This is a genomic window from Paraburkholderia hospita (assembly GCF_002902965.1).
Taxonomy (GTDB): Bacteria; Pseudomonadota; Gammaproteobacteria; order Burkholderiales; family Burkholderiaceae; genus Paraburkholderia; species Paraburkholderia hospita.
Genome location: NZ_CP026105.1, coordinates 3,910,062 through 3,929,113, shown reverse-complemented (window position 1 = coordinate 3,929,113; position 19,052 = coordinate 3,910,062). Strand labels below are relative to the sequence as shown.

Genomic DNA, 19,052 nt, shown 5'->3' with positions numbered 1-19,052 from the left:
TTGCCTGAAAATAAACCGATCCAGGGAAAACACCGAGCGCAACCGCGTGCATCCAGACGGTGCACACCGGCCGCAAACCCTTGTGTGACGGGCGTTACTAAAGGGTGCAACCGTTTCTCGCCACTGGTTGCACCTTTTTATTGAGAGGGGTACGATTCGGCCAACTCTTAAGTCTTTGGCCGGCGTCCGCCCGGCGCATAAAGAAGGAACCATGGCGAGCACCACTCTTGGCGTCAAAGTCGACGATCTGTTGCGTACCCGGCTGAAAGATGCCGCCACGCGTCTCGAACGCACCCCGCACTGGCTGATCAAGCAGGCGATCTTCGCGTACCTGGAGAAGATCGAACACGGTCAACTTCCCGCCGAACTGTCGGGCCACCATAACGCAACCGAACTGGTCGAAGGCGCCGCCGATTCCGACGATAGCGACGGGCTGCATCCGTTCCTCGAATTCGCGCAGAGCGTGCAGCCGCAGTCGGTGCTGCGCGCGGCGATCACGGCGGCGTATCGCCGTCCCGAACCGGAGTGCGTGCCGTTCCTGCTCGGCCAGGCGCGCCTGCCCGCGAATATCGCGAGCGACGTGCAGACCCTGGCGGGCAAGCTCGTCGAAACGCTGCGCGGCAAAAGCAAGGGCGGCGGCGTCGAAGGGCTGATCCACGAGTTCTCGCTGTCGAGCCAGGAAGGCGTCGCGCTGATGTGCCTCGCCGAAGCGCTGCTGCGCATTCCCGATCGCGCCACGCGCGATGCGCTGATCCGCGACAAGATCAGCAAGGGCGACTGGCGTTCGCACGTCGGTCATGCGCCGTCGCTGTTCGTGAACGCGGCGACTTGGGGCCTGATGATCACCGGCAAGCTGGTGACGACGAATAGCGAAACGGGTCTGTCGTCGGCGCTCACGCGCATGATCGGCAAGGGCGGCGAGCCGCTGATCCGCAAGGGCGTCGACATGGCGATGCGCCTGATGGGCGAGCAGTTCGTCACGGGCGAAAACATCTCGGAAGCGCTGGCGAACAGCCGCAAGTTCGAAGCGCGCGGATTCCGCTACTCGTACGACATGCTCGGCGAAGCCGCGACGACGGAAGCCGACGCACAGCGCTACTACGCGTCGTACGAACAGGCGATCCACGCGATCGGCAAGGCGGCAGGCGGCCGTGGCATCTACGAAGGCCCCGGCATTTCGATCAAGCTGTCCGCGCTGCATCCGCGCTATTCGCGTTCGCAGCAGGAACGCACGATGAGCGAGCTGCTGCCGCGCGTGCGCGCGCTGGCGATCCTCGCGCGCCGCTACGACATCGGCCTGAACATCGACGCTGAAGAAGCGGACCGCTTGGAAATCTCGCTCGATCTGCTCGAAGCGCTGTGCTTCGATCCTGAGCTGCAAGGCTGGAACGGCATCGGCTTCGTCGTGCAGGCGTACCAGAAGCGCTGCCCGTTCGTGATCGACTACATCGTCGATCTGGCACGCCGCAGCCGTCACCGCATCATGGTGCGTCTCGTAAAGGGCGCGTACTGGGATACGGAAATCAAGCGCGCGCAGGTGGATGGTCTCGAAGGCTATCCGGTGTACACGCGCAAGATCTATACGGACGTGTCGTATGTCGCGTGCGCGAAGAAGCTGCTCGGCGCGCCGGATGCCGTCTATCCGCAGTTCGCGACGCACAACGCGCACACGCTGTCCGCGATCTATCACCTCGCGGGTCAGAACTACTATCCCGGCCAGTACGAGTTCCAGTGCCTGCACGGCATGGGTGAGCCGCTGTACGAAGAAGTCACGGGCCGCGACAAGCTGAACCGGCCGTGCCGTGTGTATGCGCCCGTCGGCACGCATGAAACGCTGCTCGCGTATCTCGTGCGCCGCTTGCTGGAAAACGGCGCGAATACGTCGTTCGTGAACCGTATCGCCGATGAAAGCGTGGCGATCAAGGACCTCGTTGCCGATCCAGTCGAAGAAGCCTCGAAGGTCGTGCCGCTCGGCGCGCCGCACGCGAAGATTCCGCTGCCGCGCAATCTTTTCGGTGCGGAGCGTACCAACTCGATGGGCCTCGATCTGTCGAACGAACATCGTCTCGCGTCGCTGTCGTCGGCGTTGCTGGCGAGCGCGCATCATCCGTGGCGCGCCGCGCCGATGCTCGAAGACAACGAAATCGCCGTCGGCAATGCACGCGACGTGCGCAATCCGTCGGATCATCGCGACCTTGTCGGCACGGTTGTCGAAGCGACGCCGGAACATGTGAGCGCTGCGCTCTCGCACGCCGTCGCTGCCGCGCCGATCTGGCAGGCGACGCCCGTCGAAGCGCGCGCCGATTGCCTCGCGCGTGCCGCCGATCTGCTCGAAGCGCAGATGCATACGCTGATGGGTCTCGTCGTGCGCGAAGCGGGCAAGTCGCTGCCGAACGCCGTCGCCGAAATCCGCGAAGCCATCGACTTCCTGCGCTACTACTCGACGCAGATTCGCGACGAATTTTCGAACGACACGCATCGTCCGCTCGGTCCCGTGGTGTGTATCAGCCCGTGGAATTTCCCGCTGGCGATCTTCATGGGTCAGGTTGCGGCTGCGCTCGCAGCAGGCAACACGGTGCTCGCGAAGCCTGCTGAACAGACGCCGCTGATCGCCGCGCAAGCCGTGCGCATTCTGCGCGAAGCCGGCGTGCCGGCAGGCGCTGTGCAACTGCTGCCGGGCGACGGTGAAACGGTCGGCGCCGCTCTGGTCGCCGATGCACGCACGCGTGCCGTGATGTTCACCGGCTCGACGGAAGTCGCGCGTCTGATCAACAAGACGCTGTCGAACCGTCTCGACCCCGAAGGCAAGCCGATTCCGCTGATCGCCGAAACGGGCGGTCAGAACGCGATGATCGTCGATTCGTCGGCGCTCGCGGAACAGGTGGTTGCGGACGTGCTGCAGTCGTCGTTCGATTCGGCCGGTCAACGTTGTTCGGCGCTGCGCGTTCTCTGTCTGCAGGACGACGTCGCGGATCGCACGCTCGAAATGCTGACGGGCGCGATGAAGGAACTGGCGGTTGGCAACCCGGATCGCTTGTCGGCCGATGTGGGTCCCGTGATCGATGCGGACGCGAAGCGCGGTATCGACGCGCACATCGCCGGGATGCGCGAGAAGGGCCGCAAGGTTACGCAATTGGCAATGCCGGACGGCTGCGCAGCCGGCACGTTTGTTCCGCCGACGCTGATCGAACTCGACAGCATCGACGAATTGAAGCGTGAAGTGTTTGGTCCGGTGCTGCACGTGGTGCGTTATCGCCGCAGCGCGCTCGACAAACTGCTCGAGCAGATCCGCGCAACGGGTTATGGCCTGACACTCGGCATCCATACGCGTATCGATGAAACGATCGCGCATGTGATCAGCCGCGCACACGTGGGCAACATCTACGTGAACCGTAACGTGATCGGTGCCGTGGTCGGCGTGCAGCCGTTCGGCGGCGAAGGGTTGTCGGGCACGGGTCCGAAGGCGGGCGGCGCGCTGTATCTGCAACGTCTGCTCGCGACGCGTCCCGCTGGTTTGCCGAAGTCGCTCGCGCAAACGCTGATGGTTGACGGTTCGCAAGCTGCATCGAACGGTGCGCAAAACGGCAACGCGGCAAGCGATAATCCTGCCGCAGCGCTGACAACACTGCGCGACTGGCTGATCGCGGAACGCGAGCCCGTACTGGCCGCGCGTTGCGATGGCTATCTGGCAAACATTCCGGCGGGCGCAACGGCCGTGCTGTCCGGTCCGACGGGCGAGCGCAACACGTACACACTCGGCGCGCGCGGTACGGTGCTGTGTGTCGCGTCGACGGCAAGCGGCGCGCGCGTGCAGTTCGCGGCGGCGCTGGCGACGGGCAACAAGGCGCTGTTCGAAGGCGCGGCGGGCGAGCAGCTGTATGCTGCGCTGCCGGCGCCGCTCAAGCAGTACGCGAGCGTGAAGAAGAACGCGGAAACATCGTTCGATGCCGCGCTCTTCGAAGGCGACAGCGACGAGCTGCTGACGCTCGTGAAGGACATCGCGAAGCGCGCGGGCCCGATCGTGTCGGTGCAGGGCGTTGCGGCGCGGGCGCTGGAAAGCGGCGATGAGGATTACGCACTCGAACGTCTGTTGACGGAGCGTTCGGTGAGCGTGAATACGGCAGCAGCAGGCGGTAATGCGAATTTGATGACGATCGGCTGAGCGAACCTTGCTTGATCGATTCAAAAAAATGGCGCGAGACGGCGACCCCGATCACCGCGCCGTCCACACCTGGTACCAAGGAGAAGCTATGCAACATACGATGAAAAAGCTGGCAGGCGCGACGCTGTTCGCTGCCATGTCGCTGGCGGGGACTGCGCACGCACAGCAGGTCGAAGACGTGAAGATCGGCTTCGCCGGCCCGATGACGGGCGCGCAGGCGCACTACGGCAAGGACTTCCAGAACGGCATCACGCTCGCAGTCGAAGACATGAACGCGACGAAGCCGGTGATCGGCGGCAAGCAGGTTCGCTTCGTGCTGGACGCGGCCGACGATCAGGCTGACCCGCGCACGGGCACGACGGTCGCGCAGAAGCTGGTCGACGACAACATCAAGGGCATGCTCGGCCACTTCAACTCGGGCACGACGATCCCGGCATCGCGCATCTACGCGAACGCGGGCATTCCGCAGATCGCGATGGCGACGGCGCCGGAATACACGCAGCAAGGCTTCAAGACGACGTTCCGCATGATGACCTCGGACACGCAGCAAGGCTCCGTCGCGGGCACGTTCGCTGTGAAGACGCTGGGCATGAAGAAGATCGCGATCGTCGACGACCGTACGGCTTATGGCCAGGGTCTCGCGGATCAGTTCGAGAAGGCAGCGAAGGCTGCGGGTGGCACGATCGTCGATCGTGAGTTCACGAACGACAAGGCCGTCGACTTCAAGTCGATCCTGACGAAGCTGAAGTCGGTTCAGCCTGATCTGATCTATTACGGTGGCGCCGATTCGCAGGCTGCGCCGATGGTCAAGCAGATGAAGACGCTGGGTATCAAGGCGCCGCTGATGGGCGGCGAAATGGTCCACACGCCGACGTTCCTGCAAGTCGCAGGCGATTCGGCTAATGGTACGGTTGCCTCGCTGGCTGGTTTGCCGCTCGAAGAGATGCCTGGTGGCAAGGATTATGTTGCCAAGTATAAGAAGCGCTTTGGTGAGGACGTTCAGACGTATTCGCCGTACGCTTATGACGGCGCGATGGCTATGTTCGATGCCATGAAGAAGGCGAACTCGACGGATCCGGCGAAGTACCTGCCGGTGCTGGCGAAGACGAGCATGCCGGCTGTGACGACCAAGGATCTGTCCTATGACCCGAAGGGCGATCTGAAGAACGGCGGTATCACGCTGTATAAGGTTGTCGATGGTAAGTGGACGACGCTGCAGAGCGTGGGTGGGAAGTAAGGTTTTTTTGCCTTGCGGCGCTTGGGTGGTTTAGCTGAGCGCTGCTGAGTTTTTATGAAGCCTCGTAGGGTTTTTTACTCTGCGAGGCTTTTGTGCTTTTTTGCGCTTGTCGATGGCATCCGCGATGCGGTGCTTGATGTGCAGGCGTCGCCCCTGTGCGGGGCGGCACCTACTTTTCTTTGCCGCCGCAAAGAAAAGTAGGCAAAAGAAAGCGGCTCACACCGATCCGCTTGACCCTTGCCTACGGGCCCTCAACGGCACGGGCTCCTTCTGCTCGGGGTTGAGGGGTTGCCTTGCTTCTGCTTACTCCCCGCGCAACTTCTTTCCCTGCTCGCGCACCTGTTCCAACGTCGCGCCCGGTGTGCTCGCTTCTTGAAGCAAGCGAATTTCAATCACCGCCGGTTTCTTGGATTCCTGCGCGCGCTTGAACGCCGGCATGAAGTCTTCCGTCCGCTCTACCGTTTCCCCATGTGCGCCGAACGACTTCGCGAACGCTGCAAAATCCGGGTTTGTCAGCCCCGTTCCGTGCACGCGGTTCGGATAATGCCGCTCCTGATGCATGCGGATCGTGCCGTACTGGCTGTTGTTCACGACGATGAAAATCACGGCCAGATCGTATTGCATCGCCGTGGCGATTTCCGATGACGACATCATGAAGCAGCCATCGCCCGCAAAAGCCACCACCGCGCGGTCCGGATACAGCGACTTCGCCGCAATCGCCGCCGGCACGCCATAGCCCATAGCGCCGCTCGTCGGCGCAAGCTGCGAGCGGAAGTGGCGGTACGCGAAGTGCCGGTGCAGCCACGTCGCATAGTTGCCCGCGCCGTTGGTCAGGATCGCGTCCTTCGGCAAGTGCTCGCGCAGTTGCAACATGATCTCGCCAAGCTGCACGTCGCCCGGAATCTTGCGCGGCTTGCGCCATTCGAGGTACGCGTCGTGCGCTTCTTTTGCCGCGCCTTCCCATACGGGTTTCGTCGACGGCTTCAGTTGCGCCAGCATCGACGCGATCTCTGGCATGCCGGAGACAATCGGCAGATCGGCGGAATAGACGCGGCCCAGTTCTTCCGCGCCCTGGTGAACGTGGATCAGCGTCTGCTTCGTCTTCGGAATGTCGAAGAGCGTGTAGCCGTTCGTCGTCGCTTCGCCCAGGCGTGGACCGAGCGCAAACAGCACGTCCGCGTCTTGAATACGTTTGGCAAGTGCCGGGTTGATGCCGAGTCCGACGTCGCCCGCATAGTTCGGATGCTCGTTGTCGAGCGTGTCCTGGAAGCGGAATGCGAGGCCGATCGGGAGCTGCCAGTTTTCGATGAATGTGCGCAAGTCTTCGCATGCTTGCGGCGTCCAGCCGCTGCCGCCTGCGATCACCATCGGTTTCTTCGCGCCTTCGAGCAGGCCGCGCAAACGCTCGATCTGCTGCGGCGCGGGCGCTGCTGCAACACGCTGATAGGCGGGCGCGCCCGGCATCGCGGCGCAGGCGTCGCTCAACATGTCTTCCGGCAGCGACAGCACGACAGGACCCGGACGGCCCGATGTCGCCGTGTGGAACGCGTGGCTCATGTATTCGGGGATGCGGCGCGCGTCGTCGATCTGCGCGACCCACTTCGCCATCTGTCCAAACATGCGCCGATAGTCGATTTCCTGGAACGCCTCGCGGTCCAGATGCTCGCGCGCGCATTGGCCGATCAGCAGGATCATCGGCGTCGAATCCTGAAACGCGGTGTGCACGCCAATCGATGCGTGCGTCGCGCCCGGGCCGCGCGTGACGATTGCAATGCCCGGCCGGCCCGTCAGCTTGCCGACGGCTTCCGCCATGTTGGCGGCGGCCGCTTCGTGACGGCACACGACCGTCCGAATCTGCGAAGCCTCGTCGTGCAACGAATCGAGTACGGCCAGAAAACTTTCGCCGGGCACGCAGAACACGCGCTCGACGCCATGCGTCAACAGCGCGTCGACCATGAGCCGCGCGCCAGTAGTCATATTTGAAGCATCGGAAGACAGCGACATTGCGAAGACACCTCCAGTCAGAAGAGCTTCGACAGCTTACGCCGAGACCCTCGCCGATGTCATTCGTAAAAGCGGCATCAACATTCGATGATGTTCACCGCCAGCCCGCCGCGCGACGTTTCCTTGTACTTGGTCTTCATGTCGGCGCCCGTTTCGCGCATCGTCTTGATGACGGAATCGAGCGAAACATAATGACTGCCGTCGCCGCGCAGCGCCATGCGCGCGGCGTTCACCGCTTTTACCGACGCCATCGCATTGCGCTCGATGCAAGGAATCTGCACCATCCCGCCGACGGGGTCGCACGTGAGGCCCAGGTTATGTTCCATGCCGATTTCCGCGGCATTCTCGACCTGCAGCGGCGTGCCGCCCATCACGGCCGCGAGCGCGCCCGCCGCCATCGAGCATGCGACGCCCACTTCGCCCTGGCAGCCCACTTCCGCGCCGGAGATCGACGCGTTCAGCTTGTACAGAATGCCGATTGCAGCCGCCGTCATCAGAAAGTCGAACACGCCTTGCTGGTTCGAGTTCGGCATGAAGCGCGTGTAGTAATGCAGCACGGCAGGGATGATGCCCGCCGCGCCGTTGGTCGGCGCAGTGACCACGCGGCCGCCCGCCGCGTTCTCTTCGTTGACGGCGATCGCGTACAGATTGATCCAGTCGATCATCGACAGCGGGTCTTGCAACGCGCGCTCCGGATTGCCCGTCAGCCCGCGATACAGTTGCGGCGCGCGCCGCTTCACCTGGAACGGACCAGGCAGATTGCCGTCCGCGTCCGGATTGTTGATGCCGCAGCCGCGCGCAACGCACGATTGCATCACGTCCCAGATCTTCAGCAGGCCCGTGCGCGTTTCTTCATCCGTATGCCATGCGCGCTCGTTTTCCCACATCAGTTGCGCGATGCTCTTGCCCGTCGCCTTGCACATCTCCAGCAAATCGTTGCCGCTGCGGAACGGATGCGGCAACTGTTCGACGGCGGCGAGCACCTTCGTATTCGGCGCGCCTGCCGTCACGACAAAACCGCCGCCAACCGACAGATACGTCGATTCGCGCAGCGTCTCGCCGTTCGCATCGAAAGCGCGCAGCTTGAGGCCGTTCGGATGCTCGGGGAGTGCCTGCCGGTAGAACGAAATGTGGTCCTTCTGCACGAAGGGAATTGGGTGCGTGCCGAGCAGCGTAAGCGTGCGTGACGTGCGGACCTGTTCGAGGCGGGCCGCAATCGTGTCGGGATCGACGGTATCGGGCGCGTCGCCGAGCAGGCCGAGCATCACGCCGCGATCGGTGCCGTGGCCTTTGCCCGTCGCACCGAGCGAGCCATACAGATCGACTTTCACCGATGCCGTGTTGTCGAGCAGTCCGTCGCGCTCGAGCCCTTGCGCGAACATCAGCGCCGCGCGCATGGGACCGACCGTGTGCGAACTCGACGGGCCAATGCCGATTTTGAAGAGATCGAAAACGCTGACTGCCATCACTGCTCCTGCTAGCTGGAAATTCGTTTGTGCTGCACTGCGCGGGTAGCGCGGCAGCAGAATGTGCCGCGCGTGATCAACGCGCCGGCAACGGCAGACACACGGCGAGCCACGCGGGCGGCGTCGGTGCCAGTTTCAGCGCGACGGGCGTGTAGCGTCCGTCGAGCCGTGCGGCGAGGTGATACAGCTCAGCCGCATTCTTCGGGTCCCACTGTCCACTATAGCCCGGCAAACCGGCCTCGCGGCGCTTTGTGTCGAAAGGCACGCTCGAACGCACGAATTCGTCGTGCGTTCGAGCGCCCATTGCATACGGCGTGAGCCAGTTCAACGCGGCGGCGAGCGTCGCGCCGCTCGGCGCGCGTTCGTTGAGCCAGTTGCGGTTGTGGCGGCGCGCGGCGAGCGCGGCCGTCACCAGGGGCTGCAGATCGTAAGTCACATAGTGCAGCGCATCGCGCTCGCCGAAATCGACGGTCGTGCCGTCGGGCGCGATGTTGTCGTTGACGTGCTCGACGTACAGGCGCTGCGCGGCCTCGATCATCTTGCGGTTGTCGAGCGTGAAAGCCGCCATGGCGATCAGCTTTACGCGGTGGCTCTGCCAATTGTTACGGAACGTGCCCGTCAGCGGCCGCTTTTGCGCGTCGATCTGCGCGATATAGCCGTTCGCGAGCTTCGCGAGGAAGACCATCGTTGCATTGCGCGTTTTCACGGGCAGGGCGCTCGCCGTCATGTCGTACGCGAGGATCAGCCCTTCGAACGGCGTTTCGTCGATCGGATTGAACGACGGCTGGTAGGTCGTGACCCATGCATACAACAGGCGGTCGACCAGCTTCAGATAGCGGTCGTCGCTGGTGGCGCGCCACGCGAGGGCAGCATCGCGCAACAGGTCGAGATCTTTCTCCGCTTCCTTGCTCTGGTCGTAGATGCCCTCGTGAGGCAGCGTGCCTTCCGTATGCAACTGACGCACCGCGTGCGCCGGCTCGTTCAGATGCGCCTGGACGTTGCTCACCAAAGCCTTGACGCCCGGATCGGAATTGGTTCGCTCGCTGGTTTGCAGCGCGGGCGCGGCGCAGAGGTTCATCGCGGCGTAGGCCGGGCCCGGCGGCAGCGCGAATGCTCCCATGGCGAGCAACGTGGCGGCAATGCGCGGAAGAAACGGATGCGTCGATGATGCGCGCGCGCTACGGCGTATCGGCGCCTGACCGTTTCGCTTCATGCATGGCTCCTCTGGTTCGATCCAAGGTGAGATGTTAGCCGTCTGACGCGCAAAGCGACAGCCCGACGGGCGAACGTGCGAGGCTCAGCGCGTCGTGCGCCGCGCGCGGGACGTGCGCCCGTGGCAGCGGGCCGTCCGCCTCGTGTCGCGCCGTGCCGCCTTATCGGCCGAATTGGCGTGGTTTTCGGCTGCATTTCCACGCGTCGTTTTTTCCGCATGTCGTCGATACTGCCTAACGTGTTACAGGGATTTGCGTCGTGAGTGGAAGGATCGTGGACGGCAGCACGCCGCGTCAGACGCGAGGATAGACGTCGCCGTTGTAGAACGGATGACGCTCCCGCAACCGCTCGAAGATCGCGTCGGCATCGCCGGCTGCGACGCCGGAGAAGGTGGTGCGGAAGGCGTCGAGCGAGCGCGCTTCGCTGGTCAGTTGCGCGGCAGTCGGAGGAACACCGGCGCCCACGACATCGATGTGGAAGGTAGGACCGTAGACAAAGGCAAAGATTTCGAGCGTGCGGGCAGCGTGATAGCGGCTGGTGGAGACGAGAATGCGCGGGCCGCCGAAGGTGGTCGCGAGGTTGCGCCGGGTGAAGACCGCATCGCCGACTGTGTCGCGCGACGTGGTCTCCGCGATGATGCGCGATGCGTCGAGGTTCGCGTATTCGAGTGCGTAGCGGCGCATCGCGTCGGCGATGCAGATGTCCGAATCATCGCGATATGCCCAACCGCACATCACCAGCAATGGCGCCCTGGCGGTTTTCATTGCTTCGATGCCGAGGTCTACGCGTGCGCGGGTTTCGTCGTTCAGGGTTCCGTCCGCATCCATCAGGTTCGCGAGGACCACGACGGCGTCGTAACGCGCGTCGGTGAAATCTTCAGGGTTCGGCATAGGCAAATGAAAGTACTGTTTTTGACGAGTGGCGAGGCGGCGCGGCCGCTGGCCGACTGGCTCGGCCAACGCGAAACGCTGACCGTGCGGGAGACGCCCGTGAGCGCGCAGGAAATCGCAGCGCTTGCGCCGGACCTGATTGTAAGTCACTCGTACCGTCACATTCTGAAGCGCGATGTTCTCGCTGCGGCGCCGGACCGGTTCATCAATCTCCATATCTCGCTGTTGCCGTACAACCGCGGCGCCGATCCGAACCTGTGGTCGTTCCTCGACGAAACGCCCAAAGGGGTGTCGATCCACATGATCGACGAGGGCATCGATACAGGCGCGCTCCTGCTGCAGCGCGAAGTTTCGTTCGACGAGGACAGCGAGACGCTCGGCAGCAGCTACGCGACATTGCAGCAGACGATCGGCGAACTGTTCATGGAGAACTGGTCTTCGCTGCGCGACGGACGAATCGCGCCGCGCGCGCACAGCGGCGCCGGCACCTTTCATCGCGCGTCCGAATTTTCGGCGCTCAAGGATTCGCTGCTGGGCAACGACGGATGGAACGTGCCGATTCCCGTTCTTCGGCAGCGTTACCGCGCGTTGTCCCGTGAAGCGGGGCGCGGCGGCTGACGGAAACAGGCAGGCAATCGGAACGCACACGGCGGCTCACGAGAAGTACGGCTCGATATCAAGGAAGCGAACAATGTTGGACAACAAGGCAATTTTGATCACGGGTGGCACGGGTTCCTTCGGCCACAAGTTCATCTCGGCCGTGCTGGCGCAATACAAGCCATCGCGCGTCGTCGTGTTCTCGCGCGACGAGCTGAAGCAATACGAAATGCAGCAGAAATTCGACGCGCCGTGCATGCGGTATTTCCTCGGCGACGTGCGCGACGGCGAGCGCCTGCGCCAGGCCATGCGCGGCATCGATTACGTGGTGCATGCCGCCGCGCTCAAGCAGGTGCCTGCGGCCGAATACAACCCGACGGAATGCATCCGCACGAACGTGACGGGCGCGGAGAACGTGATCAACGCCGCAATCGAGAACGGCGTCGAAAAAGTGATTGCGCTGTCCACCGACAAGGCCGCCAGCCCGATCAACCTGTATGGCGCGACCAAGCTGCTGTCCGACAAGCTGTTCGTGGCGGCGAACAATCTGGTCGGCAAGCATCGCACGCGCTTTGCCGTCGTGCGCTACGGCAACGTGGTCGGTTCACGCGGCTCGGTGGTGCCGTTCTTCCGCAAGCTGATTGCCGAAGAAGCGAAGAGCCTGCCGATCACCGATCAGCGCATGACGCGCTTCTGGATCACGCTCGATCACGGTGTGGACTTCGTGCTGAAGAACTTTCAGCGCATGCAGGGCGGCGAGATCTTCGTGCCGAAAATTCCGTCCGTGAAGATCGTCGATCTGGCGAAGGCGATGGCGCCCGAACTGGACCAGCACGTGATTGGCATTCGTCCCGGCGAGAAGCTGCACGAAATGATGATTGCGCGCGACGACAGTCTGCACACGCTTGAATATCACGATCACTACGTCATCACGCCGGCGATCCGTTTTGTCGTGCAAAGCGAGTACGAGACGAACGGCATGGGCGAGACGGGCAGTCGGGTAACGGAAGGCTTCAAGTACACATCCGACAACAACGGCTGGTTCCTCACGGTAGACGAACTGGCTGCCCTCGACAAGCAACATCCATGAGCACGTTCATTCCGTACGGCCGCCAATCGATCGACGACGCGGACATCGCAGCGGTCGAAGCGGTGCTGCGCTCCGACTGGCTCACACAAGGCCCGGCGATTGCCGCTTTCGAGGAAGAGCTGGCTCGCCGCGCCAGCGCGCGTCACGCGGTCGCCGTATGCAACGCGACTGCTGCGCTGCATATCGCGTGCGTCGCCGCAGGGCTGGGGTCGGGCGACCGCCTGTGGACCGTGCCGAACACGTTCGTCGCATCGGCGAATTGCGGCCGGTATTGCGGCGCGGACGTCGATTTCGTCGATATCGATCCGCTGACGTGGTGCATGGACGCCAACGTGCTCGAAGTGAAGTTGCAGGCGGCGCGTCGCGCGGGCACCTTGCCGAAGGTCGTGATTCCCGTCGCGTTCGCGGGCGGCAGTTGCGATATGAAGCGCGTGAAGCGTCTGTCCGACGAATACGGCTTTACGGTGATCGAAGATGCTTCGCATGCTGTCGGTGCATCGTACGCGGGGCGCCCCGTTGGTTGCGGCGACTACGCGCACATGACGGTGTTCAGCTTTCATCCCGTGAAGATCGTGACCACGGGTGAGGGCGGCGCCGTGCTAACCAACGATCCCGCGTTGTGCGATCGCCTGCGCCGCTTGCGCAGTCACGGCATCACGCGCGATCCCGCACAGATGGATGAGCCGGACGTTGGCGCGTGGTCGTACGAGATGCAGGAGCTCGGCTTCAACTATCGGATCACCGATATCCAGGCGGTACTCGGGCTGTCGCAGCTCAAGCGGCTGGATGGCTTTCTCGCGCGACGTCGCATGCTCGTGCAACGCTACGATACGCTGCTGAAGAATCTGCCGCTGCAATTGCCGCAGCTCGATGCGCTCGACGAATCGGCGTGGCATCTCTATGTCGTGCGCGTGAAGGACAACAGTGCGCATGCCGATCGCCGCGCGGTGTTCGATGCGTTGCGAGCCGCCGACATCGGCGTCAACGTTCACTACATCCCCGTTCATCTGCAACCGTACTACCGCCGCCTCGGCTTCAAGCCCGGCGACTTTCCGCAAGCGGAGCAGTATTACCGTGAGGCGCTCAGCCTGCCGCTCTACGCGGCCCTGACCGATGCGCAGCAGGATCGCGTGGTGGCGCAACTAAAGCGGGTGCTCGGATGAGCCGCGTCGCCATTATTCCCGCACGCGGGGGCAGCAAGCGCATTCCGCACAAGAACGTTCGCCTGTTTGACGGCGTGCCCATCATCGCGCACTCGATTCGCGCGGCGCTCGATAGCGCGCTGTTTGATCGCGTCGTGGTCAGCACAGACAGCGAGGACATCGCGGCCGTCGCGCGCGAGTACGGCGCGCAGACGCCGTTCATGCGTCCCCCGGAGCTGTCCAACGACCATGCCGGCACGCTTGAAGTCGTACAGCACGCGTTGAGCGCGCTCGGTGAACACTACGAATACGCGTGCTGCATTTACGCCACCGCGCCGTTCATCGACGTTCGCTACTTGCGCGAAGGTATCTCGATGCTCGAGGCGCATCGCGAGAAGTCGTATGCGTTTTCGGTGACGACCTTCGCGTTCCCCGTGCAGCGGGCATTGCGGCTGACGACCGACGGCGGGCTCGATGCCGTCTATCCCGAACATCGTCTGACGCGTTCGCAGGACTTGCCGGAAACGTGGCATGACGCCGGGCAGTTCTACTGGGGACGCACGCAAGCATGGCAGCGCGGCGACACGCTTTTTTCGCCGCTGTCGATGCCCGTCGTGCTGCCGCGCCATCTCGTGCAGGACATCGACACGCCCGAAGACTGGCGGCGCGCCGAGCTGATGTTCGCGGCGCTTCGGGCGCTCGCGCAATCGAACGGATGAAGCGGGAACGCGCAATACATAGGAACTGCGTGTCCCGATGACGGGACGCGCGGAAGGCGTGAGGAAACTATCGATGAAAGAAATCAGAATCGCGAACCGGTCCGTCGGCCCCGGCAGTCAGCCGTTCGTGATCGCGGAAATGTCCGGCAATCACAACCAGTCGCTCGAACGCGCGCTGGAAATCGTCGAAGCGGCGGCACGCAGCGGCGCGCACGCGCTCAAGCTGCAAACCTATACGCCCGACACGATGACGCTCGACATCGACGAAGGCGAATTCCATATCGGCGACGAAAATAGCCTGTGGGCGGGCAAATCGCTCTATGCGCTGTATCAGCAGGCCTATACGCCGTGGGAGTGGCACAAGCCGCTGTTCGATCGCGCGAACGAACTGGGCATGCTCGCCTTCTCGACGCCGTTCGACGAAACCGCCGTCGACTTTCTGGAAACACTCGACGTCCCCGCGTACAAGATTGCGAGCTTCGAGAACACCGATCTGCCGCTGATCCGGCGCATCGCCGCGACAGGCAAGCCGATGATCATCTCGACGGGCATGGCGAGCGTCGCGGAACTCGACGAGGCCGTGCGCGCGGCGCGCAGCGCCGGTTGCGAAGACCTGATCCTGCTCAAGTGCACAAGCTCGTATCCCGCCACACCCGAGCACAGCAACATTCGCACGATTCCCCACATGCGCGAGCTGTTCGATTGCCAGGTGGGCCTGTCGGATCACACGATGGGTGTCGGCGCCGCAGTCGCGGCCATTGCGCTTGGCGCGACCGTCGTCGAAAAGCACTTCACGTTGCGGCGCGCCGACGGCGGCGTTGACTCGGCGTTCTCGCTGGAGCCGGATGAGATGCGTTCGCTCGTGATCGAAACGGAGCGTGCATGGCAGGCGCTTGGTCACGCAACTTATGGGACCAACGAACAGGAGCGCAAGTCGATGGTCTTCCGGCGCTCGCTGTATGTGGTCAAGGATGTCGGCGCGGGAGAAGCGCTGACGCTCGACAACGTCCGCGCGATCCGGCCTGGACTCGGCATGGCGCCGAAGCATCTGGATACGGTGATCGGCATGACGGCGCGCGCGCCGATCAGGCGCGGCACGCCTCTTACCTGGGACATTCTGAAATGAGCGCACAACCCAACAACGCTGGGCCGCTGGATCGCAAGGATCTGATCCAGTGGAAAACCGATGCGTGGAAAGATCCGGGCATGGTGAACTGGTACTCGGGCCGGATGGTTCAAAGCGAGACCACCAACCTGCTGAAGAACGCCGTCGAGATCAACACGATCCGGCGTCACGCTCGCGGGCCGAAGATCATCGACATCGGCGTCGGCACCGGCCGGGCCGCGCTGCCACTCGTCGCCGACGGTTACGACGTGATGGGCGTGGACAGCTCGCAGGCGATGCTCGACGAGACGCGGCGCCTCGCGAACGGCTCGCCGATCCGTTTGCAGGTCGGCGACGTCGCGAGCTTGCCGTGCGACGACGCGTCCTTCGACTGCGCCGTCTCGCTGAACGTGCTCGTGCATTTTCCGAACTGGCGTGAAGCGCTGCTCGAATGGAAGCGCGTCGTGCGTCCGGGCGGCCGGATCATCTTCGACATTCACACGCAGGATCACGCCGTCGCCGCGTATGGCGCGGACAAATCCCAATGGCCCGACGCGCTGCGCGCCACCGACGAAGCAGGCAAGTTTGGCCTGTACATGTCGCGTGCGAGTATCGCCGAACTCGTCGAGTTCGCCGATGCACAGGGCTTTGCAATCGAAACGGTTGTGCCTTACGGAGCATTTCTCGGCGGCGGTAATACGAACTGGCTGCTGTATGAGTCGCTCGAGCAAAAAGCGAGCTGGAAGCGCACGCTGTCCTGGTTCGCGCGCGACCAGGGCTTGTTCGATCTCGGGCTTTTTATCGAAGAGGCGATCGTCGCGCATCTCGCGCCGAAGATCGCGGGCCGCATGTTCGTCGTGCTGGACAACCGGGCCGACCCGGCGGCCAACGCGCGTTTCGCGGCGGACATGGCCGCGCGCAACGCGGCGCTCGATTCCCTCGACTTCGCCAATCTCGTGCAATGGCTGCCGCTCGCGCCCGAAGCGATGAGCGCGGAACTCGACAAGCTGCTCAAGCCGTTGCGCAGCCGGCACTTTTTCTTTCTGTTGTTCCAATGCCTGCTGACGCGCTGTCCGAACTTCGAGTTTCGCGGCGCCGTGTCACCGCAGATGCTGCGCGAACTGTCGACATGGCTCGTCAGCAATGCGCTCGACCAGAAGTCGACGGAAATTGCGCGCGGCTGGTCGGCGGAACTCGCAGACAAGTTCAAGGCGGGCACCGACGTGACTGTCGGCGCGGAATACAACCTGGTTCGGGCACTGCTGTCCCGATACTTCGGAATTTTTAGCGAGGGCCGGCAATGAAGCAGAAGGCCATTATCAGCCTGCTTTGGGGCAAACACTTCGGCGCGCTGCAGCAGTTCCTGCAGATGCATGAACCGTTGACGGTCATTGCATCGATGGGTTCACTGTCGCCGCAGATGCAGGCGGCCGTTGCGCAGACGGGCAGCACGCTGGTGTCGATCGACGGCCTCGCGCAGGACGCGAGTGCGGCGCAGACGGTGAGCGCGGAGACGCAGCAACTGCTGGGCACCTTCGAACGTCACATCCAGCAGCAGCCGGAATTTTGCGGTTTCGCCGCCGATGCGTCGGACAAGCTGCGGCCGGTCGTGTTCGAGAGCGTCAAGGGCGACCTGCCCGCCATCGTGCAACTGCTCGAATGCCTGAAGCGCGCGGCCGAGCAGTACGACATCGCGCTACTCGTCACCAACGAGGATATGACGCGCGTCGGCAAGACGGCGACGGCATGGGCTCGCGCGCAGGGCATTCCGAGCGTGCATCTCGCGCACTCGATCGCGCTCGTCGATCCGTACACGGTGCACGACGAACTGATCGCGGACAAGCTCGTTGTATACGGACAGCGCGGCGTCGAGGGTTATCGCGATCTGGGTGTCGCGGCGGAACGGCTGATCGCCACGGGCAATCCTGCGTGGGACGGCTATGCGACGCTGCGCAAGCAGAAGCCGGCATGCCGTCAGCAGCTGAACACGAAGTACGGGCTGAAGGCAGAATTGCCGCTCGTCGTGTTCGGCACGACGTGGGCCGCGAATCTCAGCGCGCACTGCATCGAAGACATCTATGACGCGTCGGTGCGTGCGTTCATGATCGCGTGCGAAAGCCTGAAAAGGGCGGGTATTCAGATCAACGCCGTCATCAAGGATCGTCCGTCGAATGCCGCGTTCGGCGAGACGCGTTGCGCCGAAATTCTCGCGAAACTGGGCGCATCGGGAGATGGCTATTACTACGCGACCGACGACACGGAACTGTTCGCTGCCGGTGCCGATGTGCTCGTTGCCGTGGACTCGAACTATCTCGTCGAAGGCATGCTGGCGCACACGCCCGTCGTCAATCTGATGAACACGGCGGGTATGTTGATGGGCCCGTGCTTCGAGGCAGAAACGGGCGTTGTCGAAGTCGAGGCGCACGAGTTGGCGTCGGCGCTTCAACAGATCCTTACCAACCCGGAATTGCGCACGGGCCTGGTTCAACTTGGCCAGAAGCGCGCGGCGCACTACAACCACAACGACGGCGATGGCATGGCGACAGTGCGGGTCGCGCAGGTACTGACCGGTGCCGCGAAGGGGCTCGCGCCGCGTATGCAGCGCCATGTGTGGCAACAGTATCTGGACGTCGAGTCGGGCGAGATCGCGGAGGGTTACCACACGCCGGGCCGTCCCAACCTGGTTGCGATGTATTCAAACGATCCGGCGATCGTGATCGATATCGGCTGCGCAGCGGGCAGCACGGCGGCGTTGATCAAGGAGCGCTTCCCGACCAGTCAGGTCTGGGGCATCGAAATGAACCGGGCGGCCGCGCAGGTGGCTAGCAGCAAGATCGATCGCGTGCTGGTCGGCAAGTTCGAGGACTTCGATCTCGAGCGCGAAGGCATCGCGAAGGGCACGCTCGACGGCGTGTTGCTCGCCGATGTGCTCGAGCACATGTACAACCCTTGGGACGTGATGGTGAAGCTGCGTCCCTACATGTCGCCGAAAGGCCAGTTGGTGCTGAGTATCCCCAACGTGCGCAACCTGATGCTGATGGACGATCTGAGCAAAGGCAAATGGACCTATGCCGCGGCCGGCCTGCTCGATATCACGCATATCCGCTTCTTTACGCTCGCAGAGATCGTGAAGTTCGTCGCGGAGACGGGATATCGGATCGTGCGCGCCGAGCACGCGATCGACGGCAGGCTTAGAGACCTCTGGAATCAGAACCAGGCGATCACCGCGCCTACCGAGATCAACATGGATCGGATGAAGCTCAAGGACGTGACGCGCGACGAATTGCTCGAGTTGTGCACGATCCAGTTCCATCTGGTGCTGGAAAAGGATCCGCTGCAAGGCTGACGCACGCTGCCCGCGTGCAAACGAAAAAGGCCCGGTGACGAAGTCGTCATCGGGCCTTGCTGTTTCGGCTGCTGGTTCGGAT

The 19,052-nt window shown here is 63.2% G+C and carries 13 protein-coding genes; 9 read left to right on the top strand and 4 right to left on the bottom strand.

Annotated elements, in window-relative coordinates; translation table 11 throughout:
- The first annotated feature begins 211 nt into the window (after positions 1-211).
- Positions 212-4,162, top strand: coding sequence for a trifunctional transcriptional regulator/proline dehydrogenase/L-glutamate gamma-semialdehyde dehydrogenase (gene putA, locus C2L64_RS17870; RefSeq protein WP_079483752.1), 3,951 nt, complete (start codon positions 212-214; stop codon positions 4,160-4,162).
- An 88-nt stretch (positions 4,163-4,250) separates the two neighbouring features.
- The gene (locus tag C2L64_RS17865) at positions 4,251-5,399 is read left to right on the top strand and encodes a branched-chain amino acid ABC transporter substrate-binding protein (RefSeq protein WP_090834684.1); all 1,149 of its coding nucleotides are present in this window, start codon (positions 4,251-4,253) and stop codon (positions 5,397-5,399) included.
- Positions 5,400-5,702: 303 nt separating this feature from the next.
- Here C2L64_RS17865 and C2L64_RS17860 read toward each other — a convergent pair whose 3' ends face one another.
- The 4 genes from C2L64_RS17860 to C2L64_RS17845 form a co-directional block, all read right to left on the bottom strand.
- On the bottom strand, positions 5,703-7,403 hold the full coding sequence (locus C2L64_RS17860; RefSeq protein ID WP_090834680.1) for a thiamine pyrophosphate-binding protein: 1,701 nt from the start codon (positions 7,401-7,403) through the stop codon (positions 5,703-5,705).
- A gap of 77 nt (positions 7,404-7,480) precedes the next feature.
- Positions 7,481-8,869, bottom strand: a complete 1,389-nt coding sequence (locus C2L64_RS17855) for an L-serine ammonia-lyase (RefSeq protein ID WP_007581619.1) — start codon at positions 8,867-8,869, stop codon at positions 7,481-7,483.
- Between the two features lie 76 nt (positions 8,870-8,945).
- Positions 8,946-9,989 carry an alginate lyase family protein gene (locus tag C2L64_RS17850; RefSeq protein ID WP_244144486.1) on the bottom strand — a complete coding sequence of 348 codons (1,044 nt, stop codon included), beginning with the start codon at positions 9,987-9,989 and terminating at the stop codon, positions 8,946-8,948.
- A gap of 385 nt (positions 9,990-10,374) precedes the next feature.
- The gene (locus C2L64_RS17845) at positions 10,375-10,971 is read right to left on the bottom strand and encodes a YdcF family protein (protein WP_090834672.1); all 597 of its coding nucleotides are present in this window, start codon (positions 10,969-10,971) and stop codon (positions 10,375-10,377) included.
- Between the two features lie 6 nt (positions 10,972-10,977).
- Between C2L64_RS17845 and C2L64_RS17840 the strand changes: the two genes are divergently transcribed.
- From C2L64_RS17840 to C2L64_RS17810, 7 genes are all read left to right on the top strand, one after another.
- Positions 10,978-11,589 (top strand): formyltransferase family protein, encoded by a 612-nt coding sequence (locus C2L64_RS17840; protein WP_090834670.1) that lies wholly within the window; start codon positions 10,978-10,980, stop codon positions 11,587-11,589.
- Between the two features lie 73 nt (positions 11,590-11,662).
- Positions 11,663-12,658 (top strand): UDP-N-acetylglucosamine 4,6-dehydratase (inverting), encoded by a 996-nt coding sequence (pseB, locus tag C2L64_RS17835; protein ID WP_086918087.1) that lies wholly within the window; start codon positions 11,663-11,665, stop codon positions 12,656-12,658.
- Positions 12,655-13,821 carry a UDP-4-amino-4,6-dideoxy-N-acetyl-beta-L-altrosamine transaminase gene (gene pseC, locus C2L64_RS17830; protein ID WP_090834667.1) on the top strand — a complete coding sequence of 389 codons (1,167 nt, stop codon included), beginning with the start codon at positions 12,655-12,657 and terminating at the stop codon, positions 13,819-13,821. Before pseB ends, pseC begins: the two co-directional genes overlap by 4 nt.
- On the top strand, positions 13,818-14,519 hold the full coding sequence (pseF, locus tag C2L64_RS17825; protein WP_090834665.1) for a pseudaminic acid cytidylyltransferase: 702 nt from the start codon (positions 13,818-13,820) through the stop codon (positions 14,517-14,519). The genes pseC and pseF overlap by 4 nt, the downstream gene beginning before the upstream one ends.
- Before the next feature lie 73 nt (positions 14,520-14,592).
- Complete coding sequence (gene pseI / locus C2L64_RS17820; RefSeq protein WP_090835009.1) at positions 14,593-15,645, top strand: pseudaminic acid synthase; 1,053 nt, start codon at positions 14,593-14,595, stop codon at positions 15,643-15,645.
- On the top strand, positions 15,642-16,928 hold the full coding sequence (locus C2L64_RS17815) for a class I SAM-dependent methyltransferase (protein WP_090834663.1): 1,287 nt from the start codon (positions 15,642-15,644) through the stop codon (positions 16,926-16,928). The genes pseI and C2L64_RS17815 overlap by 4 nt, the downstream gene beginning before the upstream one ends.
- Positions 16,925-18,970 carry a methyltransferase domain-containing protein gene (locus tag C2L64_RS17810; protein ID WP_090834662.1) on the top strand — a complete coding sequence of 682 codons (2,046 nt, stop codon included), beginning with the start codon at positions 16,925-16,927 and terminating at the stop codon, positions 18,968-18,970. Before C2L64_RS17815 ends, C2L64_RS17810 begins: the two co-directional genes overlap by 4 nt.
- Positions 18,971-19,052: the final 82 nt, after the last annotated feature.